This is a genomic window from Anaerolineae bacterium (assembly GCA_013178015.1).
Lineage (GTDB): Bacteria > Chloroflexota > Anaerolineae > DRVO01 > DRVO01 > Ch71.
This window is the reverse complement of sequence record JABLXR010000014.1, coordinates 23,058-46,557: the sequence shown is the minus strand read 5'-3', so window position 1 is coordinate 46,557 and position 23,500 is coordinate 23,058. Positions and strand designations below refer to the sequence as shown.

The window sequence follows — 23,500 nt, the reverse complement described above, 5'->3', positions numbered from 1 at the left end:
AACCATTTCAGCCTCCCAACACAGCAGTCACATACCAGCTCGGGTCCAGCAGGCTCTCGGCGGCTCTCATGGATAGTGCCACCAGAGGCTCGGCGGATAGGCCGAGAGCGAGCGTGCAAGCAGCCAGCCACAGCATAGGCGGCAACATGGTGCCCAGCCGCGCCGACTCGTGCCTAGGCAGTCCCTCAGGCACTGGACGCCAGAACGCCCCGGTCCATATCTTCATCATGGAATAGAGGGTAAGGATGCTGACCGCAAGCGCCACCGCGACCATGGCGTACTGCGCGGCCTCGATGCCCGCCCGAACCAGAAGCAGCTTGGCGAAGAACCCGGACAGCGGAGGCAAGCCTGCCAGCGACAGCGCCGGCACCAGGAACACGAAGGCCAGGACAGGACGGCTACGGTACAGGCCTCCCAGATGCCCGAGCTGATACGTGCCGCTGATCCGATGGGCGGCGCCGCTCACCAGGAACAGCGTAGCTTTCGCTATGATCACGTGGGCCATGAAGTAGATCGCCCCAGCCAGGGCCAGAGGTGTGAACAGCCCCAACCCCATCAGCAGATAGCCGATCTGGCTGATGATGTGGAAGCTGAGCAGGCGACGCATCTCCTGCTGAGCCACTGCACCAAGGACGCCCGTAACCATGGTGAAGCCGGCCGCCACGAGGATGATGGTGTGCGTATAGCCGACATCCTGAACGAACACCAGCGTGAAGCACCGCAGCAGGGCGTAGACTCCCACCTTGGTCAGCAGCCCCGAGAACACGGCCGAAACCGCCACCGGCGGGGTGTGATAGGAGTCGGGCAGCCAGAAGAAGAGCGGGAAGACCGCGGCCTTGATGCTGAAGGCGATGAGGAAGAGCATCGCCACGGTGGTGGCCAGGCCGGGAGGGATTGCCGCCGGCAGCTTGACGTTGAGGTCGGCCATGTTGAGGGTGCCCGTCTCCCCGTACAGCAGACCTAACCCGGCCAGGAACAGAGCCGAGGCGATCAGGTTCAGGGTGACGTACTTGAGCCCGCCCTCCAACTGCAGGCGCTCGCCTCCCAGAGCAAGGAGGACGAAAGAGGCGATCAACATCACCTCGAACCACACGTAGAGGTTGAACATGTCCCCGGTGAGGAAGGCGCCGCTCACCCCCATGATCAGCAGGTGCAGCAGGGGGTAGAACCCGAACGCCTGCCGCCGGACGTCCACACTATCCAGGGAATATACGGCGACCGAGAAGCCCACGATCCCCGCCAGGAGGACCATGATCGCACTCAGGTAGTCCGCCACCAGGGTAATGCCGAAAGGCGCCGGCCAGCCGCCCGCCTGGTAGACCACGATCCCCCTTCGCCAGACCATCGCCAGAAGGCCCAATCCGGCCGCCAGATGCAGGCCGGCACCGATCACCCCTATTCGTCGTTGCACCCGAACCGACCGCCACGCCAGTAGCGAGGCTGCGGCCGAGGTCAGTGGCACCAGCACCGGCAGTACCAGCAGGTTCGCAGCGTCGTGAGACGCGAGCGGCATCAGCGGTCTTCCAGGAGGAGCAGGTCGCAGTCCACCGTGCCGCAGATGGAGTGCACCCGGTGGATCAACACGAGGGCAAAGGCCAATACCCCGAGGCTGATGACGATGGCGGTGAGGATCAGCGCCTGAGGCAGTGGGTCCGCTACCGGCGCAGAGGGGACCGTCTGCCCCATCGGTATGATGGGCGCCGCCGCCCGGCTCGGGCCGGCGGCCACGAAGATGAGCAGGTTGGCGGCGTTGCTGAGCAGGGCCAATCCAAGGCCGATCTTCACGATCCCGCGTCGCATCATCATGTAGAAGCCGGCAGCGTAGAGGGCGCCGATCACGATGGCCAGGAGCACGCGCATCGTCTACTCCTCCTCTTCGAGGGCAAACATGATCATCAGAGTCACTCCAAACACCGCTAGGAACACCCCTAAGTCGAACAACACCGGCGTCCCCACTTCCAGATGCCCCAGGAACGGCAGCGTCACCTCCGTCCAGACGCCGGTCAGGAACGGCTGTCCCAAGACGGCCCCCACTGCCCCGCTGCCTACCACCAGGAGCAGGCCCAGCCCAATGGTGGCATGCGGATCCAGGCGCAGCAGGACGCGAGCGGCCGGCACCCCGTAGGCGAGCGAGTAGAGCACGAAGGCCGCAGCGGCCACCAGGCCCCCCACGAACCCGCCGCCGGGCTCATTGTGGCCTCGCTGAAGGATGAAGACGGAGAAGAGCAACAACAGGGGCAGCAGATATCGGCTCGCCGTGAGCAGTATCAGGGACCTCATCGTTTGCCACCTCTTGCCAGCGTCAGCCTGAGCAGAGAGAGCACACCCAGCGCCGCGGTCGCAAGCACCGTGGTCTCGCCCAGCGTGTCCAGTGCCCGGAAGTCCACCAGGATGACGTTCACCATGTTGCGGCCGTGTGCCAGGCTGTACGAGTAGAGCACGTGGAAGTCGCTGACGCGGGTAGGCAACGATACGCCGGAGGCGATCAGTGCCAGGGCTCCCATGGTGCCTCCCGCCGCCACGGCGACGGCCGCATCCCGTATCCTGGTGCGCCGAGCGGAGAGGACGGGGAAGGGCGGCAGGCGGTAGAGGATGGTGACGAACAGAATCACCACCAGGGTCTCCACCATGAACTGGGTCATCGCCAGGTCGGGGGCACCGAACCAGACGTAGATCAGACTGACCCCGTACCCCACCACCCCCAGGAAGGCAACCGCCGCCAGCCGGCTGCGGGCCAGCACCGCGCCCAAAGCCGCCGCCAGCATCACCAGTACCACGGCCACCTCGTAGAACCGGACATCCTCGGGCAACAGCGGCCCTAACTGCCACCCTCGCGTCAGCATGGTGAATCCCACCAAAGCCGCGGTGGTGGAGAGCACGATGAGGACGTACCGCCTCAGGTAGCCGCTCTGCAGTACGTCGGTCTGAATCCGGGCCACCGCATTTGTGACCGAGAGAGCGGCATCGTACCAGCGCGCCGGTCCTATCGCCGATACGGCCTGGATGGGCTCCACGGCCCGAACCACCCGCGGCCAGAGCGCCAACAGCCCTAGGCCGAGGGCGATGGTCAGGGCGCTCAGCCCCAGCACCGGGGTCAGCCCATGCCACAGCCCTAGCCCGGCCCTCACCTGCTGACCCAACAGCGCCGACGCAGCGGGCGATACCAGTCCCTGGTCCACCACTTCCAGTGCTAGCATGAGCAGCGCCCCCAGCATCGCCAGCACCACCGGTGGCAGCCACAGAGCCGGTGAGGCACCGTGAGGCTCCCTGGGCGTCTCCTGGCGGCGGCCCAAGAATGGCGTCAACCCCGTTCGCATGGCAACCGTGAATAGGAGCACGTGAGCGACCACCACCGCCGCCGTCACCGCGGGAGCCCACTGAGGCACGTCCCAGGCGGCCTGGTACAGAGCCTCCTTGCTGAGGAAGCCCAGCAGCGGCGGCACCCCGGCCATAGACAGGGCTGCCAGGGCCCCAGCTACCGCCACCAGGGGCAGGGGCCGCGCCAGCCCTCCCAGCCGGGCCAGATCGCGGGTACCCGTCTCGTGATCCACCACTCCCGCGACCAGGAAGAGACCACTTTTGTAGAAGGCGTGGCCCAATACGTACACGGCCAGGGCCACGGTGGCAGCCTCGGTGCCGATGCCCGCCAGCATCACCAAGGCTCCGAGAGCACTGACGGTGGCGTAGGCCAGCACCGCCTTCAGGTCGGTGTGTCGAATGGTGAGGACCGCTCCCACCACGAGAGTGACCGCCCCTCCTCCGGTCACCAGTCCCTGCCAGAGGGGTGTGCCGCCCAGTGCCGGAAGCAGCCGCGCCAAGAGGTAGACTCCTGCCTTGACCATAGTAGCGGAGTGCAGGTAGGCGCTCACCGGCGTGGGCGCCTCCATGGCGTTGGGCAGCCAGAAGTGGAAGGGAAACTGGGCTAACTTGGCGAAGGCTCCCACCAGCACCAGCACCAGCGCCGCCGGGTACCAGGGGTGAGTGCGGATCGCCTCTGCCTGCCCCGCCAGCTCAGCGATCGTTGCCGGACCGGTGATGCTTTGCAGGACCACCAGGCCCGCCAAGAGGGCCAACCCTCCGAAGCCGGTGGTGAGCAGCGCCTGGAGCGCGGCCTGCCGGGCCGCCTCGCGCTCGTGGTCGAACCCGATCAGCAGGAAAGAGGTGATGCTGGTCAGCTCCCAGAACACGAACAGAAGAAAGGGGTCGTCGGCTAGCACCACCCCTAGCATGGAAGCCATGAAGGCCAAGATGTAAGCGTAGAAGCGCCCCTGGCGCGGGCTCTCGGGGAGATACCCCCCGGCGTAGACCACCACCGCCGTCCCGATGCCCGCGATCAGGAGGGAGAACAGCAGGCTCAGCCCGTCCAGGCGCAAGGCGAACCGAATGCCCAGGCTTGGCACCCACGGCACGGACACCGCCGGCGGCAGGCCAGCGGCCGCTCCCCCTGCCAACCCCAGAAGCCGGACCGTCAGCCCTCCCGGCACGACGATGGCTGCCAGCCGGCCCAGCCGAGGCGATACGCGATACAAGCTAGGCGCCAAGACGGCGCCCAGGAGGCCTGCCAACACCAGAAGCGACAGCTCCATAGAGATTGCCTCTAGCCTCTACTCCCGGCGCACGCCATGGCGGTGAGGCCCGGGGCCGATCCCGCGCCCACGCGGAGTCCGCCCTACTTCCATACCAGGATGGTGGCACCCACCATCACCCCCACCGCCACCACTACGCCAAAGCCCAACAACACTGTTCGCCGCAGTTGTGGCGCCCCGTAGGCCACCGCCAGCACCGCCTTCGCGGTCGTGTTGCTGATGGCCGCCAGCACGATGGCCACCGCGGCTACGTCGGGCGCCACCTGGCCGAGTGCCGTCAGCTCGGCCATGCTCAGGGTGATGGCATCTACGCCCGTGAGGCCCGTCAGAGAGGCGGCGGCGTAGACGCCGGCCGACCCGAAGACATCCTGGGCCACCCGCACCACCACCAGCACCACCGCGAAGGCCAGGCCGAAGGCCACTGCGGTGGACAGCCGGAGCGGGTTGGTCACCTCCACTTCCTCTTGAGGCCCGTCCTGGAATTGCGGTCTGCGCCAGGCCAGGTAGGCGACCATCCCCAGGCTGGCAGCGAACATGGCCCCCAGCGGCACCGCCACGGCGCCCAGAAGAGGGGGATGGACCACCGCCACTTCCACCAGGATGCGAGGGAACATGATGCTGGACGCGAACAGAATGCCCCAGGCCAGCGTGGGTGAGAGCCGCGGAGAGCTCTTGCTCCTGCTGCTGAAGCTCAGGGTGCTGGCCGTGCTGCTCACCACCCCACCCAGGACAGCGGTGAGGCCGATGCCTCGCTCGGTTCCCAGAGCCTTCATGAGCACATACCCCAGGAAGCCGATACCCGATACGAACACCACTAGCAGCCAGATGGAGAAAGGGTTGAGCACCCCGAGAGGATCGAGGGCGCGGTTGGGCAGGATGGGCAGCACCACGGCAGCGACGATGGCGAACTCCAGAGTGGCCCGCAGGTCCTCCGCGCTCATACGCCGCACCGCACCGTGCAGGGGCGGCTTCAGGGCCAGCACCAGCGCCGTCACCACTCCCAGGGCCACCCCGAGCTCGGCGTAATCCCAGATTATGAGAGCGCCGAACTGGTAGCACAGCAGGGCCGCTACCTGCGTGGTCATGCCATGCCCCGACCCACGGTAGACACTGATCACGTAGCTGCCCAGGACGAGCAAGGCCAGGGCCGCAAACCCGGCGATGTAGGCCAGGGCGCCGGCACGGCCCTCCAGGTAGGCGGCTCCGGCTCCCAGCATGGCTATAAGCGGGAACGTTCGGATCCCCGCGAACTCGCGCTCATGCTGGCGCTGCTGGATGAACTCGCGCTCCAGGCCGATCAGCGCGCCTACTAACAGAACGGCGGCAAAGCGCCACCAAGGCTCCAACTCGGTAAGCAACGTCATGTTCGGGTACCAGTGCCCGGTGGTAGTGTGGGCCCGGATGTCGGCTCTCGATACGTCGCAGGGTCGCCTGGCCCGGGCGGCGATGGAAAACCGGCCCCGGCATTCTACACGGCAGGAGCCCCGGGGGCTAGCTGGCGATCACGAGCTCAGGATCAGGGGGACGAGTGTGTTCGGCCGGCAGTCGCGCGCAGGTGGTTTCGTCACAGGCTTTCGCGGCAGGCTCCTCGGCTGGCTAGGAGGGCAAGGCGCTGGCATCCTGGCCGGTTCCGGCCTCCTCCTGAGGAGTCCGCGCCCCCAGGCGCGGTAGGCACTGGGGGGGACAGCGCGCGTGGGCGCGCGCACTCCTCCAAGGAAGGTGTTCCTCCGGTCCAGTCGGGGCTGGGTCGCCTAGTGCGAGCGCAGGGAAGGCCCTGAGCAGCGGCGCTGGTGGCCATGTGTCCCCCCGATCCTGAGCTGCTACGCTGGCGATCACGAGCTCAGGGCCCCTCTCAGAGGAGTGCCGTCGCGTGCCCTGGCCCTACCGTGATGGGGCCTACGCGGGGGAGACCAGCACCAGGGGGAGGATCACCGGGTTGCGGCCGGTCTGCTCGTGGAAGTGCCGAGCTAACACCGAGCGAATGCGGTTGGCGATGGCGCCCCGGCCCGTGGGGCGGGATTCCTTCAGGTCCTGCAGCAGCACCTGGCGAGCGCTGTCTATGATACCGCCGAACTCGGGCAGATAGACGAAGCCCCGCGACACGATCTCTGGCTCTCCGACCACGCGTCCGCTGCTCTGGTCCATGAGCACCGACACGGCGACCACCCCTGCCTCCGCCAGGGCAGCCCGGTTGCGCATGACCGCCGGGCCGATGTCGCCCACGCCCGCGCCGTCCACGAAGACATAGCCGCCGGGCATTCGCTCGCCTATCCAGCCTCGCTCCTCGGTGAAGTGGAGCTCGTAGCCGTTCTCGGCCACGAACACGTTCTCCCTGGGCACGCCCATTTCGATGGCCGTCCGGGCGTGCAGGTGCAGGTGGCGAAGCTCGCCGTGGATGGGCACGAAGTAGCGCGGCCGAGTCATGGCAAGCAGTAGCTTCTCCTCCTCCTGGCCGGCATGCCCGGACACGTGTACGGGAAGCATCTGGTCGGTGATGACGTTGGCACCGCGCTGGAACAGGCGGTTGATGATGCGGTGCACCATTTCCTCGTTGCCCGGGATGGGGTGGGCCGATAGCACCACTGTATCCCCCGGCTTCAAGCTCACATGCGGATGGCGACCGGCCGCCATCCGTGCCAGCGCCGCCGAAGGCTCGCCCTGGCTCCCGGTGGCTAGGATGGTCACCTGATCGTCGGGCAGTTGCCCGATGTCCTCGATCCCGATGAGCGTGCCCTCGGGGATGCGCAAATAGCCCAGTTCCTGGGCCATGACAGTGTTCTTCTCCATGCTGAAACCGGTGATCGCCACCCGGCGCCCGTGGCGCACAGCCGCGTCCACTACCTGCTGGATGCGCGAGATCAGCGAGGCGAAAGTCACCACAATGATGCGCCCGCCAGCCTCGTGGAACACATCCCCAAGCGCCTCAGCTACCACCCTCTCCGAGGGGGTGAAACCGGGGGTATCGGCGTTGGTACTGTCCGACAGCAGCACGAATACCCCTTCTCCCCCCAGAGAGGCTAGCTTCACGAAGTCGGTGCCCCGCCCCTGGACAGGGGTATAGTCGAACTTGAAGTCGCCGCTGTGCACCACCAGCCCCAGGGGGCACCGGATGGCGAGCCCCAGCCCCTCGGGGATACTGTGATTGACGGAGAAGAACTCCACCTCGAAGGCGCCCAGCCGCACCTTGTCTCCCATGCGGACTTCGTGCAGCTCGGCCACGCTCAGCATGCGGTGCTCCTGCAGGCGCACCTTCACCAGACCCAGAGTGAGATCGCTCCCATAGACGGGCACGTTGACACTGCGCAGGAAGTAGGGCAGACCCCCGATGTGGTCCTCGTGACCGTGGGTCAGAATGACCCCGCGGATGCGGTCGGCCCTGGGCAGGATGAAGGTGTAGTCGGGGAGGACGAGGTCAATGCCCAGCATGTCGCTCTCGGGAAACATCACCCCGCAGTCGATGATGATGATGTCCCCCCCGTACTCGATGGCCATCATGTTCTTGCCTATCTCGCCCAGGCCACCTATGGGGGTTATGATGAGCTCGTTGTCTCTTGCTTGTTGTGCCATGTACAGACCATCCCCATCGAGGCAGATCACGCCCTTCTGTGAACCGGCCAGACGACCAAGCCGCTGCTTCTTCGCACGTCCAGCCGTGCAAACGCCTAACTCAGGGGATTGTAGCATGACGGCGGTGGAGCTGCAGCGTCACCAGAGACAGGCGCCGCGCGCCACTGGCCCAGGCCGGCTGGCGGAGTGGGGCTGTCTCTCAGGGGGCAGTACGCGGTCGGCGCGGCACGAGCAGAGCCAATACCAGGCCGGCCACCACCAGGACCATGGTCGTCGCCGGCAGAGCGGCCTCGATGCCCACCCGGTCGGCCAGGAAGCCGATCACGAACACGGCTAGGCTCCCCAGGGCCCAGCCTACTCCCATCATCAGCCCGGAGGCGACGGCGGCGGTGCGAGGGATGGTCTCTTGGGCCATGACGGTGTTGACCGGGGTGCTGGAGGTAAGCACCGCCGCCGCCAGCGCCAGGTGGAGCAACCGCATCGCCCCGTCGCTGTTGAAGAACAGGTACAGGAAAGGCAGCGCCAAGGCGAACGATACCCAGATCACCTCCCGGCGCCCGAACCGGTCGCTCAAGGGTCCGCCGAAGAACACTCCCACCGCCCCGGCCAAGCGGAACACGAATATGGCCGTAGCCCCGATGGCGAGGGCCAGCCCCTTGGCCTCCAGGTATATGGGCAGCATGGTGCTTATCCCCACCGAGGCGGCCGACCGCAGAGTCATGACTGCCAGAAGCAGCACCAGCTGCGAGCCCGCCCCCGCCAGTGCCGCCCTCAGGGACACGTGCCGCCGCCTGGATTCCATCTCCGCCAGCGGAACGCGCATGGCCCGGTGCACCAGCCAGGCCACCACCAGCCCTGGCACCGACAGCACCACGAGGCTCTCCAGGCCCCAGGCCTCTACCACCAGCACTGCCACTAGTGGACCGAGCGCGTGGCCGATGCTGCCCCCGGTGGCGAAGAGCGACATGGCGGTGCCCGCCCTCCCGCCGGAAAGCATGGCAGCCATGGCTGCGCCCTGAGGGTGATACAGGGCCACCCCGAAGCCACCAAGCACGATTAGGCCGGCAAGCAGCCACCCGTTGGGCGCCAGCCCCATCAGGCTGAACAGCACCGTCGCACCCACCAAACCCCAGGCCGCGTACGGTCGAGGGCGCCGGGCGTCCACCAGATAGCCCAGCAGCGGCTGGATGAGCGAGGTGGCGAACGACTGCAGGGAGGCCAGCCCTCCAGCCACGGTGAGGGAGAAGCCCAGCTTGGCGATCAAGTAGGGGAGCACGCTGGGGAGGTAACCGGGGTAGAAGTCGGCCGATGCGTGGCCCAGTGCCAGGGTCAGCACCGCCTTCATGCGGGCCGAGCTTCGGCTCCTCGCACCTGCCTCTGCGTCCAGCGTGCCGTTCCGGCACGGAGTGACGTCCACGGTCCCGGCCGAAGACCCAGACGTGCTCGGCGAAGGGCCAACCCTCGAGGCCGTCACTCTAGCCGGCGCCCGGACGGCCGGCCATCGCCTGCCAGCACGAATATGCCCGTCTCAGCGCGGAGGTTGGGCAGCAGATGTCGGCGCTCCCCCATCTGCCCTCCCAGGTAGACCTCCCGCAGAATGGCGATGCCGTGCTCGGCGCAGAAGGCACGAAAGTCCTTAATCGTGAGAAGGCGAGTAGCCGGGGTATCGTACCACCGGTAGGAGAGGTTGCGGTCGGACGGCATGCGGCCTGTGAGCAGCAGCTGCAGCCGAGCCTGCCAGTAGCCGCAGTTGGGGAAGCCCACGATCGCGCGCCGACCCACCCGCAGCATCTCGTCCAGCACCAACACCGGCTTGAGCAGTGACTGCAGCGTCTGATTCAGGATCACCCAGTCGAAGGACTTGTCCTGGTAGTCGGCCAGGCCCTGGTCCAGGTCGCCCTGAACCACGCTCAGCCCCCGGGCGATGGCCGCCTGCACCCCCGCCTGGGAGATCTCCACCCCGGCGCCGCGGGCGCCCTTTTCCGCGATGAGCCGGGACAGCAGCAGGCCATCCCCGCAGCCCAGGTCCAGCACCCGGGAGCCAGGCTCCACCAACCCCACGATGACGTCGTAGTCCAGCCTGCGTACGCCAACCTGCCCGGTGCTCTCTGCTACACTCATGTCACGCCGCTCTCCCTCGCCACGGCGGCCAGGAAGTTGCGGATCAGGCTCTCCTGCTCTTCCACTTCCAGCAGGAAGGCATCGTGACCGTAGTCGGACTCGATCTCACAGTAGGACACGTCCACGTCGTTGGCCTTGAGAGCGCTCACGATTTCCCGCGACTGCGAGGGAAGGTAGAGCCAGTCCGAACTGAAGGCGATCACCAGGAACTTGGCCCGCACCCCCCGAAACGCCTCTACCAGAGAGGCCTTGCCGTTGGTGAGGTCGAAGTAGTCTATGGCCTTGGTTATGTAGAGATAGGTGTTGGCATCGAACCTCTCGGTGAACTTGTCGCCCTGATAGTAGAGATAGCTCTCCACCTGAAACTCAGTGGCGAAGTCGTAGCCGTAGCGCTCCCGATCCTGCAGGCGGCGGCCGAACTTCCGCCTCATGGACAGCTCACTCAGATAGGTGATGTGCCCCACCATGCGGGCCAGGGCCAGACCGTCCACCGGCGGATCGTTGAAGGCATAGTAGTTGCCGCCGCGCCACTTCGGGTCCGACATGATTGCCCGTCGGCCCACCACGTCGAAGGCGATGCCTTGGGCTGACTGCTGGGCCGCGGTGGCGATCGGTATGGCGCTGCGGACCACGTCGGGGTAGTCCACCGCCCACTGGAGCACCTGCATGCCCCCCATACTGCCACCGCTCACGCTGAGGAGGGATTCGATGCCCAGGTGTCGCAGGAGTTCCCGGTGCACTCGCACCATGTCCGCCACCGTGACCACAGGGAAAGCCAGGCCGTAAGGCCGGCCCGTGCGCGGGTTGATGGAAGATGGGCCGGTGGTGCCCATACAGCCGCCGATCACATTGGCGCAGATCACAAAGTAGCGGCTGGTATCGAAGCCCTTTCCCGGGCCCACCATGTCGTCCCACCAGCCAGGCTTGGCATCGTCCGGGCTGTGCCGACCAGCGGCATGAGCGTCGCCCGAGAGAGCGTGGCAGAGCATGATGGCATTGGAGCGATCGGCGTTCAACTCCCCATACGTCTCGTAGGCGACTGTGATGGGACCCAGCTTCTCGCCGCTGTCCAGCCTGAGCTCGTTAGGCGGCTCGAAGAGACGCACGTATTGCGTTTGCACGATACCTACGCTGCGCTCATCCATGCGAAGCGGTACCTCTACATACGGCAGTGGAGCCGCGGGCCGGGTCGGCGCCGATCGGCTCCACAGGTGATGCTGGCATCTGCCTGAAAGAATACTGTATGGGTGCGGCAGTAGCTTGTCAAAAGCACGGCAGTCAGGCTTTCCTTCCGATCCGGCGGATGGTATCCTGACGGGCGCGCAGGCGCCCAGCGACGAGGCCCGAGCAAGCACCGAAGCCTAATCAGCGGGACGCAGCATTCAGGAGACGTACGTGAGTTTCGTTGTTCCCACGAGTGACATCCTCGCCGCCGGGTCACTGCTAGCTTACTACCTGCTCGTAGTGGTGCTCTTGCCCACACTGCTCAAAGTGCTGACGAAGACGCCCACGGAGCTGGTGCGCAAGATGCAGCACATCGCCTATAGCCTCTCGGTATTCATCCTGCTAAACCTGTTTAGCACCTGGTATGTAGCAGTTGGCGCTGCGTTTCTCCTGGTGCTCCTGGCCTACCCCGTCCTCCTGTTGGTGGAGAAGACCCCCCGCTATCTCGAGGTCTTCGTGGACAGGACGAAGCACGGCGGGGAACTGAGGAAGCAGCTCCTCTACGTGCAGCTCTCCTTTGCCATCCTCATCTCTGTCTACTGGGGGCTCATGGGACCTCAGTGGCGTTATGTGGTGGCGGTGGCCGTGATGGGGTGGGGCTTCGGCGATGCCGCCGCCGCCCTGATCGGCAAGCGGTTCGGCCGGCGTCGCTTCCTCACCCGGTACATCGAAGGCGCCAAGACGCACGAAGGCCTGTGGGCTATGATGGTGGTGGCCGGCACCGCTCTCTTCTACACCCTCCTGCTGTATGCGGGGAAGCCCTGGTACGTGAGCCTGGTGATGTCCACCGTCGTGGCCCCGGTCTGCGGGATTGTGGAGCTGTTCTCCCGGCGAGGCACCGATACCCTCACCGTGCCCCTCGCGGCAGCAGCCGTCACCCGGCGCCTGGCCATCGTGCTGTCGCTTCTGGGCTGGTAGAATGAATTCCCTGCCCGACAACCAGGTCTGCCGGCGCGAGCGCACTCTGCTGGCGGCCGTCCTCCTCAGCGCCTGGGCACCACTGGCCACTGGCGTCGCCGTTATCACCAGCCGCTCTACCACCCAGTTGGCCGACTTCGTCCGCCGCACAGTCGAGCTGATAGCTCTGTTCATCTCCTGGCGGGTGTTCCGCTACTTGGCCCGCGGCCGGGAGCTGGACGCCCACACACGAGCCCGGGTGGAGAGGGTGGCGGGCCTGAGCGTGGCCGCCGCCTTGGGCTGCTCCGCCGTAGTGATGTCGGCGCTCGCCCTCTCCCGCGGCCTCTCTTACCGCCCGGGCGGCAACGTATACCCGGGCCTGGCCATCGCCGGCATGGGACTTGTCACCAACCTTTGGTTCTGGCGACGTTACGTCGGCCTGGCTCGCGAGCAGTACAGCTCGGTGATCGAAGCCCAGTGTCACCTGTACCGGGCCAAGGCCCTAGTAGACCTGTGCGTCATCACCGCCCTGGCGGCGGTGGCGCTCGCCCCCTCCCACGGAGCCACCGGCTACGTGGATCTGCTGGGATCGCTGGCCGTGGCCGCCTATCTGCTCTGGAGCGCGCTGCGGGCGGCGCGCACGGCGATGGCCGCCGGCGACTCCGTCCCGGGCCCTGCCCGGGCGCGAGCCCGACCAGTGGACGAATACGCCGAAGTATAGCCGTCGGCGCCGGAGGGCGCGCCTACCTCCAGGGCGCAGCTGTGGCCGCCGGCAGGACCTCTCCCCCCAGAACCACTCGGCGCGGCACCAGCGTCCGCTCCGCCACCCGCTTGTTGCCAAAGCAGTCGTCGAAGCGGAAGCGCCCCTCGATCTCCTGCAACAGGGTCACATCGGCCCGCCGCCCGGGCGCCAGCGACCCCGCTACCGTGTCCAGCCGCACGGCCCGGGCCGCCTCCACCGTCACCCGTCCTACCACCTCCTCCAGAGACAGCCCCAGCCACAGGAACTTGGCCATCACCGTGGGTAGGTCGTACACGGGCCCGTGCACGTTGTAGACGTGCAGGTCGCTGCTGATAGTCCCCGGCAGGAAGCCCTGCTCCAGGCTGGCCTCTATCACCGGGAAGGAGAAGCTGCCGGCGCCGTGGCCCACGTCGAAGACGATACCTCGGTCCGCCGCCGCCCGCGCCTCAGGCAGCACGCGGCCGTCCTGGCCCAGGATTCCCCCCGGCCACCCGTGGAAGGCGTGAGTGACAATGTCTCCGGGCCGGAGGAGGGCAAGCAACTCCGCCAGTGGGGCGGGTAGCCTGCCCACGTGTACCATCACCGGCAGATCTAGCCACTCAGCAGCAGCCACGGCCCGACGCAGCGGCTCCAGTCCATTGTCGCCCACCCGGGCCAGGTCCTGGCGCACCTTCACCCCCAGGACCCTGTCCCGATTGTCGTTGGCTATGGCAGTGCAGGCGGCCACGTCCAGCCAGCGCAAGTCCGTCCCCTCGCCCACCGAATCGCTGATCAGCCCCATTCCGCTTATGTTGAGAAGCGCATAGAGGTCCAGGCAGGATCGCTCCAGCACATAGCGGCGCATGGCAGGCCAGGTGCAGCGCCCGGTCGTGCCCGCGTCCACCGCCGTGGTCACGCCGGTCCCCAGGGCGGCGCGATCCAGGTCAATCCCGTAGTGCGACACCCCTGGCAGCCCGTGGACGTGTATGTCCACCAGCCCCGGGGTGACGATGAGGCCAGAGGCGTCCAGATCGCGCCGGGCGGCGCCCCGCACCTGCCGTTCCACTGCCTCCACCACCCCGTCGCTTACGGCGACGTCGGCCCGCTGGTGCAGGCCCTGAGAGGGGTCCACTACGATTCCTCCGCGGATCACAAGGTCATACATGCTCACCGTCTCCTAGAGCGTCTGTACCAGGTCCGTCACGGCTGCAAGCAGCACTTCCTCCGCCTCGGGCGCATAGGGCGAGCTGCGAGCCAGGGCCTCGTACCCGCCCTCTGCATAGTGCTGGGCGGTGGCCAAATAGCGGCTGCGGGCGTTGCAGTAGCCGGCCACCACTATCTGCTGCCAGCCTTCGAGCATTTGCTCCAGCCGAAGGGCATAGTCCACCACCGGTTCACCGGGCAGGCCTATGAGCAGCAGGCTCCCGATGCGAACCGCCTGGACGGGGTAGTCCACCATGCCCGCCTCGCGCCCGGGCAGCGGCAAAATCCGGTCCACCCCGCCAAGAGCCGCACCCAGGACTCCGGCCGCGACCCTCTCCCGGGTGGCGGCCCGAGCCGCGGCTCTCGCAGCGGCCGCCCCGAGCGAGTAGCCGCACCAGAGCAGGTCGGCCTCGTCAGCGCTGCGGAAGCCGGTTTCGCCCGGGAGATTGGCCCTGACGTTGCCCGTACATCCCTGGATGAACATGGGAACACAGAACGGGCCGAAGACTGCCCTGAGGAAGTCCTGCGCCACCCCAGGGAAGTCCGCCGAGATAGCCAGGTTGTCGGCCCGCAGAGCATTGGCGTGACAGACCGCGTGGAACAAGATAGCCAAGGGGGAACCATCCTCCCTCTGCACTCTCAGCACCCGCACCCGCCGGTCCACTGGTCCCTCGGGATTCGGGGCCATCCGCACCGTCCCGTCGGAGCCCTTGAGACGGCGGTTGATGTTGAACTCGATGGCGTCCTCGTCGTAGACGATGGTAACCGGCTCGAGCAAGGACGACGCTTCCTGGCCGGCGCCGATCACCTTCTCCACTACCTGGGAGACGTAGCCGTCGTAGCGCAACACGTCTGGCCCGGCGTGGGTATGGGAGTAGTTGACAAGCACATGGGCCGGCGGCACGCCGATGCGCTCCTCCAGGCCCCGCCGGATCTGTTGGGTGGACTGCCACTGGATGCTAAGCAGGTCCAGCGTGACCAGGACCAGACGGGTCTCTCCGTTGTCGAGCAGAAGGAGACGCCCGCGCAGTGGGTCGCGGACGGCATTACTAGGGTCTTTTCGGTCCCCGTAGCCGCCCAGGTAGTACCCGACCGGCGGAGTCAGGTCCACGGTGATAGCAGCGGCATGCAAGCCGACCGCCCGTGCTGGGTCGTCCATGATCCTCCTCCTTCGTCGTCATTCCGGCGCGCGTCGGCCGACACCAGCGCGCTCCTATCCGTTCTCCAACCCACGGGCATCGCCGCAGGCCTCGGTATCCAACCCCAGCCCGTAGACGGCCAGTTCAACCCGGATGGTGCGGATCTCGTGGGGACGGAAGTGCAAGGCGATCTCGTTGTCCTGCCACCGCACCCGCCCCTCCGCCTTGCTTTCCTCCAGGTGATTGGTCTCCTGCACCAGGGCCACCGGCTCCGGGAACCGGAGGCAAGCGGTGGTCTCCTGGCCATGAGCCTCGTACAGACGCAGGATGAGGGCTCCTCGGGTCCACTGGCCCTGCTCCAACTTCAGCGCCGTCAACACTACGTTGGCCGGCCCTACCTCCACCAGCCCGAGCGACGGCGGGAGCGCCGCCTTGAGCCCCGGCGCCCCCCAGGGCGAAATCACGCCGGAGCGCTTCATCTCCCGCCGGGAGACGAAAGGTAGGTTGAACTCCATCCCCCGCCGGACTACTTCCGCCGACTGCCAGCCCCCTGCATGAGGATACAGGGCATACACGATCTCGTGCTCGCCCTCGTCAGCCAGGGGGTCCAAGTCGCCGATGCCACGCAAAAGAGTCAGCCGCAAGGTGCCCTTCTCGGCATCGTGGCCGAAGCAGCCGCGATTGAGCAGGGCGGCGCCTCCAGAAGGCCCGCTCAAGTCCGCCCAACGGTGCGCAGGCACCTCCTGACCGTTCGTCGGGCGCTCGATGGACCCGAAGGGCACGTCGTAGGTGGCCACGGCCTCAGGTGCGTCCAGTCGAAAGGCCACCTTCAGCGCCGCCTCGCGCTCGTACCAGTGACAGACGCAGCGGAAGAACACCACCGGCACGCCGCTGCACAGGGTGACCTGTCGCTCAAAGTGGGAATCCCGCCAGTAGGAGGACGCGCTTAGAGTGGCACGGGCTGGCCCCGCCTCCAACAGCCTCACCTGGTCGGCCCGGTCCAGCTCCTCCGTTTCCCCCGTGGGCCACATGATCCAGGCGCTGGACTTGCTCGGGTCCTCGCCCAGCAACTGGAGGGCGTTGCTGGGGCCGGATAGCACTTCCACGCCCCGGCGCTTGTCGAAGATACTGCTGACGTTGCCGCTCCGCTCGTCCATTGTGACTCGCAGAAACTGGTTCTCGATGGTGCTCTGGCCCACTCGCAGGTCCGACTCAGGCTCAACAGCGACGGCCTCGAGGACGCGGTAGAGGCGATAGCCTACCGGAGGCACCTCCCTGGCGGTGAAGGCGACGTCCACCATGTGCCAGGGGCCTTCGTGATGGTGAGACACCACCTGGGCGGGCTGAAGGCCGCCGCTCTCGTCCACCACGGCCAGCCTGCCCGGAGCCTCGGCCATCCGGAGGGTAGCCAGAGCGGGCCCGGTGCGCTCCCACGCCAGCGGGTTGAACACGATCACCGGCTGGCCTTCACCGCGCGTATCTAGCCGGGCCCCCACCTCGCCCATGGCCGTCAGAGCAATCTCCTCAATCTCCCGGCCGATGCTCTCGTACTCGCGCTCGTTGTCCAGATAGACTGGGTGACGGGAGGTGCCGGGGATGTCGTCGTGGAACTGATGCCGCAGCAGCGCCTGCCAGATACGGTCGAAGTCCACCCGGGGACACACTGGCTTGCGCTGCAGCAGCGAAGACAACGACGCCAGGCGCTCCGCCGTCAGGAGATCGTGCTGCAACGCCACGATGCGCCGCTTGTTGCGTCCCTCCGATGTGAACGGACCCCGAGAGACGTCCAGAAGCTCTCCCCGGAATACGTAGGAGCGGCCGTCCCGCTCCCCTGCCTCCGCCATGCGCCATCCCAATGTCTGGAAGAAGGGCTCGGGCAGGCTATGGACGAACCGGGGCGCACCCGGCCGCGACTGCATGTCGGCCAGAGCGTCGAGGTCGCCCTGGCGGGGGCCGCCTCCGTGGTCGCCCATGCCGTAGAGAACGAGTACGTCGGTCAGCCCCGTGACCCGCTCCCATTCGGGGAGAACGTCCAGCACGGAGGGGGAGAGGGCGATCCCATACCCCAGAGGCGCCCGGCAAGTCAGCACCTGCGAGCCGTCCGGCCCTTCCCAGATGAACGCCGGCATGCCCTGGGGCGTGGCCCTAATCATCAGGAGGTACCTGATGCCGCACCCAGCCATGATGGTAGGCAGGGTGTGGGCGTGGCCGGAGAAAGAGTCCGGGCACCAGTCCACCACGATGCGCTGGGCCAGCCCCTGAGCCCGCATGTACTGGGTGCCGAGGAGGTAGTGACGAATGATGCTCTCGTCGCCGGTCAGCATGTGGTCGTACTCGGCCCATCCCCCCACCACGGCCCAGCGCCCGTCCTGCACGGCCTCCTCGATCTTTCGGTACAGCTCCGGGTGGTGCTCTTGCATGGCTTGGTAGAGGGCCATCTGGCTCTGCACGAAAGTGAAGTCGGGGTCCCGCTTCATCAGCGCCAGCACACCGGTGAAGGTATCTGGGGCCACCCTCTCGATCACCTCGTTCAGCCGCCAGCGGTACACCAGGTCTATGTGGGCGTTGCCCAGGAGGTGTACCGTGAACCGGGAGAGGTCCTGCTCCATGTGTTCCCCCTTTACGCAGCCGCGGCCTAGGGCGGCTCCCAGGGCCGACGTGCGCTCGGTCGTCGGTGGCGGGTATCATACCGCCTGCGGGAAGGAGGCGAAAACCATCCCCGCGTCACTCAAGAGGGGAGCAGGCAGTGCCACCCAAGCGAGAGACCGACCTGTATGCCCCGGTGCGGGACTACCTGGTGGCCCAGGGTTTCACCGTCCAGGGCGAGGTGGCCGGGTGCGACGTCACCGCCGTCCGCGCCCAGGAACCTGGCTCGCCGGGGGAGCCTAGCCTGGTAGTGGTGGAACTGAAGCGCCACCTCTCGGTAGATCTGCTGGCCCAGGCGGTGCAGCGCCAGGCACTCACCGACTCCGTCTATCTGGCCGTGCCTCGTCCCTCGGGGCGACGGCAGCGAGGTCGCTGGAAACGGACACTTGCCCTACTGCGGAGACTGGAGCTGGGTCTCATGCTCGTCTCCACTGACTCGGAGGGCGCGACGGTGGAGGTCGTCTGCCATCCCTTGCCTCACAGCCGCAGGCGAAGTCGGGCGCGGCGTCGCGCCATCATCGGAGAGATGCAGGGACGGTCGGGCGACCACAATCTAGGCGGCAGCACCGGCCGCAAGTTAATGACCGCCTACCGCGAGGAGGTCCTCAGGACGGCGATGGCACTCGCCACCGAGGGCGAGTGCACGCCGCGCCGCCTGAGGGAACTCGGCTGCGGGGCCAAGACGCAGTCCATCCTGTATCGCAACCACTACGGATGGTTCGAACGCCTGGGCCACGGCCTCTACCGGCTCTCGGAAGAAGGCTGGCACGCCCTGGAGCAGCACCGGGACGTGCTCGACGCGCACGCGGGGCGCCAGGCCAACGGGTCATCGGGTTCCTGACGGTCTCGGCGCACCGAGGCCTGGCGAGTTCGGGTTAGGCTCGTCACGGCCCGGTGCGTCCGGCTCCCAGGGCAGCGGCCGCAGCTCAGATAGAGAGCAACCTGATATAGCCGCTGATGTACTCCGGCATCTCGGTGAGGGTGACGCCCGGTCCGGCAGCCTGTCTTAGTCTGTGTAGCGTCTCGTCGCTAGGCCTGCCGAATATCTCGTAGCGATGAAAGTCCATGAACTCGGCCAGGCGCCTCAGTCTGTCCTCCAGGCCCTCCATGTGGCGTTCCATGGCGTCTGCGTCGGCGTACACCTGCACGTAGCCTACCTCGTTGCCGTCCGCGCTCAGGTACGTTAGGTAGGCAAGAGTCTGAGGCTTTCCAGCCCTGAAGGCCTCCGTGAGCTCCGGGCTCATCGCTCGCAAGCCGTCAACCTTGCCCGGCTTGACCTTGTGCACAGCCACAAAGACGATTGGGTCTGACACGGTTTATCTCCTTCACTATGACTTTTCCCAACACCGACACCAACACCGGCAACGCCGACGGCGGAGGCCCTGTCTCCGCTCATCAACGCGCCTGGCCACACATACCTCAGGCGACTCAATATGCACCGCCTTCGGGTGCGCCCGACCCCAAGCATAGGCCCTCCGCTTCGCCATGACAACGCCTCCGAAATGGCGTCCTAGGGCGTTGACAGGGTCCTGGGGCAGGCCAGCAGAGGTGACTGCCGGAGAATGCTGCGGGCGAACACGAGGTTCGCCCCTACGGCTAGGGCGTTGACAGGGTCCTGGAGCAGGCCACCAGAGATGACTGTCGGGACCGGGCTGGGCGCTATCGGGGGCTGCAGCGTCTGTGTTCCATGCCTGCTGGCTGGCCAGTGGCGGTTCCTGGCCCGCGCCAGATGGCAGCTCGCCCAACGGTGGCTCGACTTTGAGAAAGCCGTAATCGCGTCCTACCGACTCTAGCGGATGTGGCCAGGAAGCGTATACTATCTACTCGCCGACGACAGAGCCGACAGCGGCGGTTGCCTTAGGGGGCGCGCCAGCCGCGGGTCCTCTGCTCCGTGCGCATTCCATCCTCGATGCAATGCCGCCACCTTGTGCCGAGCGGCGTGGAGGGCACCGCGTGAAGACGGTTCTGCTCTTGGCCGTCTCCAACCTGTTCATGACCCTGGCCTGGTACGGCCACCTCAAGTACAAGTCGGCGCCTCTCTTGCGGGTGATCGTTATCAGTTGGATGATCGCCTTCGTTGAGTACTGCTTTCAGGTGCCTGCCAACCGTATCGGTCATGGCCAGTTCTCCGCCGCTCAGCTCAAGACCATGCAGGAGGCCATTACCCTGGTGATCTTCTCCGGCTTCTCCGTTCTCTACCTCAAAGAGAGCCTGCGGTGGAACTACATCTTGGGCTTCCTGCTCATCGTGGCGGCGGTGTTTGTCATCTTCAAGAAGTGGTGACCTGCCCCACCGGGTGGCCGCCGGCACAACGTTTGCATGGCCACCAGGAAGGGAGAGACGCGGCTAGCTGCCGCGCTCCCTAGGAACCTCTGCGTCGGAGGGACGTGTGGCCAAGAAGGAAGCAGTGAAGAAGAACGTGGTGGTGTCGGCGCGCCGAGATGGAACCTGGGCAGTGAAGCGCGAGGGAGCCCGCTGCGCCACCAAGACCCTGGACACCCGAGAGGAGGCGGAGGCCTTCGCCCGCCAGCTCGCGGCGGAAGAAGGAGTGGAGGTAATCGTCGAGGGCTGAGAGTTGGACTGAGCGGAGGGACAGCAAGCGATGAGCCCCGGGTCCTCGCGGCCCGAGGCTCATCGCCCTTTGTACAGAATGGGCGTAGAACGCTCCGCCCCGGCGCCCCTAGATTTCCGCTCTCAGCAGCCGCATTCCATTGAAGATGACCAGCAGCGAAGCGCCCACGTCGGCGAACACGGCCATCCAGAGAGTAGCCACCCCCGCCACCGCCAGCGCTAGGAAGAGTGCCTTGATGGCCAGGGCCACGCCCACGTTCACGGCTATGGTTCGCCTGGCGCTCCGGCCCAGCCGGATCAGCCCCGGCAGCCGGGCCAGATCGTCGGCCATAAGCACCACGTCCGCCGTCTCCAGCGTGGCGTGAGACCCGGCCGCTCCCATGGCGATCCCCACCGTGGAGGCTGCCAGCGCCGGGGCGTCGTTCACCCCCTCGCCCACCATGCCCACGTGGCCGTGACGGGCCACCAACTCGGTCACCGCCTCCCGCTTGTCCTCCGGGCGCAACGACGCCCGGTACTCCTGTATGCCCAGCTGGCGCGAGATGGCGGCGGCGGTGCGCTCGTTGTCGCCGGTCAACATCACTAGGCGAAGCCCCATCTCCCGCAGCACACGCACGGCTCCCGCTGCCTCCGGCCGCGGGGAGTCCTGCAGCCCAATCAGGCCCACAGGCCGCCCCTCCAGCGCCAGGGCCACCACCGTTCGGCCCTGGTCATGCAGGCCGCCTGCCTGCCCATCTAGACCGTCGGCTCCGGCGCCGCACCGCTCCCGGACGAACTCCACCTGGCCGGCGCACACGCGCCGCCCGGCGATGACCGCCTCGACCCCGCGACCCGGAGTCTCCTGTAGCACTTCCACTCCAGCCGCCGGGGCTAGACCGCGCATGGTCGCCTCTCGTACGATGGCCGCCGCCAGGGGATGCCCCGACCGCTCCTCGGCAGCTGCCGCGAGGGCGAGCACCTCCGCCTCCGACGCCCCGTTGAGCGGTATCACCTCACTCACCACCGGCCGGCCGGTGGTGAGCGTGCCCGTCTTGTCCAAGGCCAGGGCCCGGATCTGTCCCAAAGCTTCCAGGTAGACGCCCCCTTTGAGGATGACACCACGGCGCGCCGCCCGAGCGATGGCGCTCACCACCGCCACCGGAGTGGAGATGACCAGAGCGCAGGGGCAGGAAATCACCAGCAGCACCAAAGCTCGGTAGAGCCAGTCCCGGAACGGTCCCAGCCCCAATGCCGGAGGAATGGCCGCCACTGCCACCGCCGCGACCATCACCGCCGGGGTGTAGTACCGGGCGAATCGCTCCACCAGCCGCTGGCTGGGCGCCCGACGCGACTGCGCCTCCTGCACCAGGCGTACGATCCGGGCCACGGTGGAGTCCGCGGCTGGACGGAGGGCGCGCACCTGCAGCGCCCCCATCCCGTTGACCGTCCCGGCGTACACCGCTTCCCCGACGGCCTTGGGCATCGGCACCGACTCGCCCGTGAGGGTGGACTCGTCCACACTGCTCTCGCCCGCGGCGACCAGCCCATCCACCGGGATGCTCTCTCCCGGCGAGACCAGCACCACGTCCCCAGGAACCAACGCCGACACCGCGACCCGCTCCGGGACACCATCGCGCAGCCGGCTGGCCTGCCGCGGACTGAGGTCCAGCAGCCTGCTGATGGCCCTCCGGGCTCGGTCCATGGTGTACCCCTCGAGCGCCTCACCGAGGGCGAACAGGAAGACGACGGTAGCCGCCTCGCTCAGCTCCCCGATCGCTACTGCGCCCGTCACCGCCACCGTCATGAGCACGTCTATGCTGAGGGTACGCGACACCCTCAACACCCTGATACCGGATCGGGCGACCCGGAACCCGCCCACGACGATGGCCACCAGGAAGGAGATGTCCGCCACCAGTCCTATCCCGGCCAGGCCCAGGAGCATGCCGGCCAGGGTGAAGAAGCCGGCCGCAGCCACTGGCCAGTCCTTGCGCAGCCGGTCCCCGGGTCCAACCCGAACCGAAACCGCCTCGTCTCCCTCGGAGAGGGAGAACCCGGCGGCCGCAACCGCTTCCCTGATGGGAGGAAGGACTTCCTGTCCCGAATGGGTCACCACGGTCAGGCGCCCGGTGGCAAAATCCAGCTCCGCGAACTCCACTCCCTCGATCCGGCGGAGCTCCTCCTCCAGCTCACGGGCGCAGTCGGGGCAATCGAGCCCGGAGACCGTCAGCGCCAGCGCTCCGGAAGGGGGCGGCTCCAACTCGAAGCCAGCTCGCCTGGCCTGAGCCACAATCTCGCTTTGGTCCACCTGGGCGGCATCGTACTCCAGTCGGAGGGTGGCCGAGGCCACGTTGGCCTCGGCGAACAGGACGCCAGGTAGGTCTTGCAGAGCCCGCTGCAGGGCCGTGGCGCAGTCAGCGCAGTGAAGCCCTTCCACACCTAGGTTCAGGTGCTTATAGCGCGCGTCCAGCCGCAGGCCTTCCTCGCGCACCACGTCCTCGATCTGGCTCAGTCCCGCCAGGGTTGGGTCGTAGGTGAGCACCAGAGCGTCGCCTTCCTGGTCCAGAGAGGCCACCTCCACCCCGCGTATACCCTCCACCTTCTCCCGCAGAGCCTCGAGGCATCGGGCACACTCGGCGACGCCGCGCGCCACCGCTCTCAGCGGTACAACCCCGGTCCGCATCCCACTGGGCCAAGTTGCACCAGCGGAGTCTTCCCCACCGTCGGACATATGACTTCCGCTCCACCCCGCGCCGGTCACAGCCGGAACGGTCTCATTGGCAGGTTTCGTTAGCGCTCATTATAGCATCGCCGTCCGTCCCCATGCCCGCTGGGGGCCGTACCCCGCC

Annotated in this window: 19 protein-coding genes; 5 read left to right on the top strand and 14 right to left on the bottom strand. The window is 66.9% G+C overall.

Annotation, left to right across the window (positions count from 1 at the left end; genetic code table 11):
- Window positions 1-7 precede the first annotated feature (7 nt).
- The 9 genes from HPY83_06870 to HPY83_06830 form a co-directional block, all read right to left on the bottom strand.
- Window positions 8-1,513: a Na+/H+ antiporter subunit D gene (locus tag HPY83_06870; GenBank protein NPV07671.1), complete on the bottom strand. Its 1,506-nt coding sequence runs from the start codon at window positions 1,511-1,513 to the stop codon at window positions 8-10.
- Window positions 1,513-1,860 carry a cation:proton antiporter gene (locus tag HPY83_06865; GenBank protein NPV07670.1) on the bottom strand — a complete coding sequence of 116 codons (348 nt, stop codon included), beginning with the start codon at window positions 1,858-1,860 and terminating at the stop codon, window positions 1,513-1,515. The genes HPY83_06870 and HPY83_06865 overlap by 1 nt, the downstream gene beginning before the upstream one ends.
- A gap of 3 nt (window positions 1,861-1,863) precedes the next feature.
- A complete protein-coding gene (locus tag HPY83_06860) occupies window positions 1,864-2,280 on the bottom strand; it encodes a Na+/H+ antiporter subunit B (protein ID NPV07669.1) in 417 nt (138 codons plus the stop codon).
- The gene (locus HPY83_06855) at window positions 2,277-4,586 is read right to left on the bottom strand and encodes a putative monovalent cation/H+ antiporter subunit A (protein ID NPV07668.1); all 2,310 of its coding nucleotides are present in this window, start codon (window positions 4,584-4,586) and stop codon (window positions 2,277-2,279) included. The genes HPY83_06860 and HPY83_06855 overlap by 4 nt, the downstream gene beginning before the upstream one ends.
- Before the next feature lie 83 nt (window positions 4,587-4,669).
- Entirely contained in the window at window positions 4,670-5,950 is a 1,281-nt protein-coding gene (locus tag HPY83_06850; protein NPV07667.1) for an MgtC/SapB family protein, read from the bottom strand.
- 532 nt (window positions 5,951-6,482) lie between these two features.
- Window positions 6,483-8,153 carry a ribonuclease J gene (locus HPY83_06845; protein NPV07666.1) on the bottom strand — a complete coding sequence of 557 codons (1,671 nt, stop codon included), beginning with the start codon at window positions 8,151-8,153 and terminating at the stop codon, window positions 6,483-6,485.
- A gap of 199 nt (window positions 8,154-8,352) precedes the next feature.
- The gene (locus HPY83_06840) at window positions 8,353-9,498 is read right to left on the bottom strand and encodes an MFS transporter (GenBank protein ID NPV07665.1); all 1,146 of its coding nucleotides are present in this window, start codon (window positions 9,496-9,498) and stop codon (window positions 8,353-8,355) included.
- Between the two features lie 125 nt (window positions 9,499-9,623).
- Complete coding sequence (gene metW, locus HPY83_06835; protein ID NPV07664.1) at window positions 9,624-10,274, bottom strand: methionine biosynthesis protein MetW; 651 nt, start codon at window positions 10,272-10,274, stop codon at window positions 9,624-9,626.
- A complete protein-coding gene (locus tag HPY83_06830) occupies window positions 10,271-11,419 on the bottom strand; it encodes a homoserine O-acetyltransferase (protein ID NPV07663.1) in 1,149 nt (382 codons plus the stop codon). Before HPY83_06830 ends, metW begins: the two co-directional genes overlap by 4 nt.
- A gap of 250 nt (window positions 11,420-11,669) precedes the next feature.
- Between HPY83_06830 and HPY83_06825 the strand changes: the two genes are divergently transcribed.
- Both HPY83_06825 and HPY83_06820 read left to right on the top strand, forming a co-directional pair.
- Window positions 11,670-12,416, top strand: coding sequence for a phosphatidate cytidylyltransferase (locus tag HPY83_06825; GenBank protein ID NPV07662.1), 747 nt, complete (start codon window positions 11,670-11,672; stop codon window positions 12,414-12,416).
- A 1-nt stretch (window position 12,417) separates the two neighbouring features.
- Complete coding sequence (locus HPY83_06820) at window positions 12,418-13,116, top strand: cation transporter (GenBank protein NPV07661.1); 699 nt, start codon at window positions 12,418-12,420, stop codon at window positions 13,114-13,116.
- A 22-nt stretch (window positions 13,117-13,138) separates the two neighbouring features.
- On the opposite strand, the gene HPY83_06815 is transcribed toward HPY83_06820, so the two are convergent.
- The 3 genes from HPY83_06815 to HPY83_06805 are packed head-to-tail and all read right to left on the bottom strand — an operon-like array spanning window position 13,139 to window position 18,067.
- A complete protein-coding gene (locus HPY83_06815) occupies window positions 13,139-14,281 on the bottom strand; it encodes an amidohydrolase/deacetylase family metallohydrolase (GenBank protein NPV07660.1) in 1,143 nt (380 codons plus the stop codon).
- Window positions 14,282-14,293: 12 nt separating this feature from the next.
- A complete protein-coding gene (locus tag HPY83_06810; GenBank protein NPV07659.1) occupies window positions 14,294-15,478 on the bottom strand; it encodes a hypothetical protein in 1,185 nt (394 codons plus the stop codon).
- 54 nt (window positions 15,479-15,532) lie between these two features.
- Complete coding sequence (locus HPY83_06805; protein ID NPV07658.1) at window positions 15,533-18,067, bottom strand: alpha-mannosidase; 2,535 nt, start codon at window positions 18,065-18,067, stop codon at window positions 15,533-15,535.
- A 137-nt stretch (window positions 18,068-18,204) separates the two neighbouring features.
- Here HPY83_06805 and HPY83_06800 point away from each other — a divergent pair, with 137 nt between their 5' ends.
- Window positions 18,205-18,945 carry a hypothetical protein gene (locus HPY83_06800; GenBank protein NPV07657.1) on the top strand — a complete coding sequence of 247 codons (741 nt, stop codon included), beginning with the start codon at window positions 18,205-18,207 and terminating at the stop codon, window positions 18,943-18,945.
- Between the two features lie 85 nt (window positions 18,946-19,030).
- Here HPY83_06800 and HPY83_06795 read toward each other — a convergent pair whose 3' ends face one another.
- Window positions 19,031-19,417, bottom strand: a complete 387-nt coding sequence (locus HPY83_06795; protein NPV07656.1) for a hypothetical protein — start codon at window positions 19,415-19,417, stop codon at window positions 19,031-19,033.
- A 601-nt stretch (window positions 19,418-20,018) separates the two neighbouring features.
- On the opposite strand from HPY83_06795, the gene HPY83_06790 reads away from it, so the two are divergent.
- Both HPY83_06790 and HPY83_06785 read left to right on the top strand, forming a co-directional pair.
- Entirely contained in the window at window positions 20,019-20,387 is a 369-nt protein-coding gene (locus tag HPY83_06790) for a DMT family protein (protein NPV07655.1), read from the top strand.
- A gap of 106 nt (window positions 20,388-20,493) precedes the next feature.
- On the top strand, window positions 20,494-20,676 hold the full coding sequence (locus tag HPY83_06785) for a DUF2188 domain-containing protein (GenBank protein NPV07654.1): 183 nt from the start codon (window positions 20,494-20,496) through the stop codon (window positions 20,674-20,676).
- A 108-nt stretch (window positions 20,677-20,784) separates the two neighbouring features.
- Here the strand turns inward: HPY83_06785 and cadA are convergent, their stop codons facing one another.
- Entirely contained in the window at window positions 20,785-23,382 is a 2,598-nt protein-coding gene (cadA, locus tag HPY83_06780) for a cadmium-translocating P-type ATPase (GenBank protein NPV07653.1), read from the bottom strand.
- Window positions 23,383-23,500: the final 118 nt, after the last annotated feature.

Excerpts from the sequence above, each read along its gene's own strand:
- HPY83_06870 (NPV07671.1), bottom strand. The coding sequence starts at position 1,513 with ATGCCGCTCGCGTCTCACGACGCTGCGAACCTGCTGGTACTGCCGGTG.
- HPY83_06865 (NPV07670.1), bottom strand. The coding sequence starts at position 1,860 with ATGCGCGTGCTCCTGGCCATCGTGATCGGCGCCCTCTACGCTGCCGGC.
- HPY83_06860 (NPV07669.1), bottom strand. The coding sequence starts at position 2,280 with ATGAGGTCCCTGATACTGCTCACGGCGAGCCGATATCTGCTGCCCCTG.
- HPY83_06855 (NPV07668.1), bottom strand. The coding sequence starts at position 4,586 with ATGGAGCTGTCGCTTCTGGTGTTGGCAGGCCTCCTGGGCGCCGTCTTG.
- HPY83_06850 (NPV07667.1), bottom strand. The coding sequence starts at position 5,950 with ATGACGTTGCTTACCGAGTTGGAGCCTTGGTGGCGCTTTGCCGCCGTT.
- HPY83_06845 (NPV07666.1), bottom strand. The coding sequence starts at position 8,153 with ATGGCACAACAAGCAAGAGACAACGAGCTCATCATAACCCCCATAGGT.
- HPY83_06840 (NPV07665.1), bottom strand. The coding sequence starts at position 9,498 with ATGAAGGCGGTGCTGACCCTGGCACTGGGCCACGCATCGGCCGACTTC.
- metW (NPV07664.1), bottom strand. The coding sequence starts at position 10,274 with ATGAGTGTAGCAGAGAGCACCGGGCAGGTTGGCGTACGCAGGCTGGAC.
- HPY83_06830 (NPV07663.1), bottom strand. The coding sequence starts at position 11,419 with ATGGATGAGCGCAGCGTAGGTATCGTGCAAACGCAATACGTGCGTCTC.
- HPY83_06820 (NPV07661.1), top strand. The coding sequence starts at position 12,418 with ATGAATTCCCTGCCCGACAACCAGGTCTGCCGGCGCGAGCGCACTCTG.
- HPY83_06815 (NPV07660.1), bottom strand. The coding sequence starts at position 14,281 with ATGTATGACCTTGTGATCCGCGGAGGAATCGTAGTGGACCCCTCTCAG.
- HPY83_06810 (NPV07659.1), bottom strand. The coding sequence starts at position 15,478 with ATGGACGACCCAGCACGGGCGGTCGGCTTGCATGCCGCTGCTATCACC.
- HPY83_06805 (NPV07658.1), bottom strand. The coding sequence starts at position 18,067 with ATGGAGCAGGACCTCTCCCGGTTCACGGTACACCTCCTGGGCAACGCC.
- HPY83_06790 (NPV07655.1), top strand. The coding sequence starts at position 20,019 with ATGCCGCCACCTTGTGCCGAGCGGCGTGGAGGGCACCGCGTGAAGACG.
- cadA (NPV07653.1), bottom strand. The coding sequence starts at position 23,382 with ATGTCCGACGGTGGGGAAGACTCCGCTGGTGCAACTTGGCCCAGTGGG.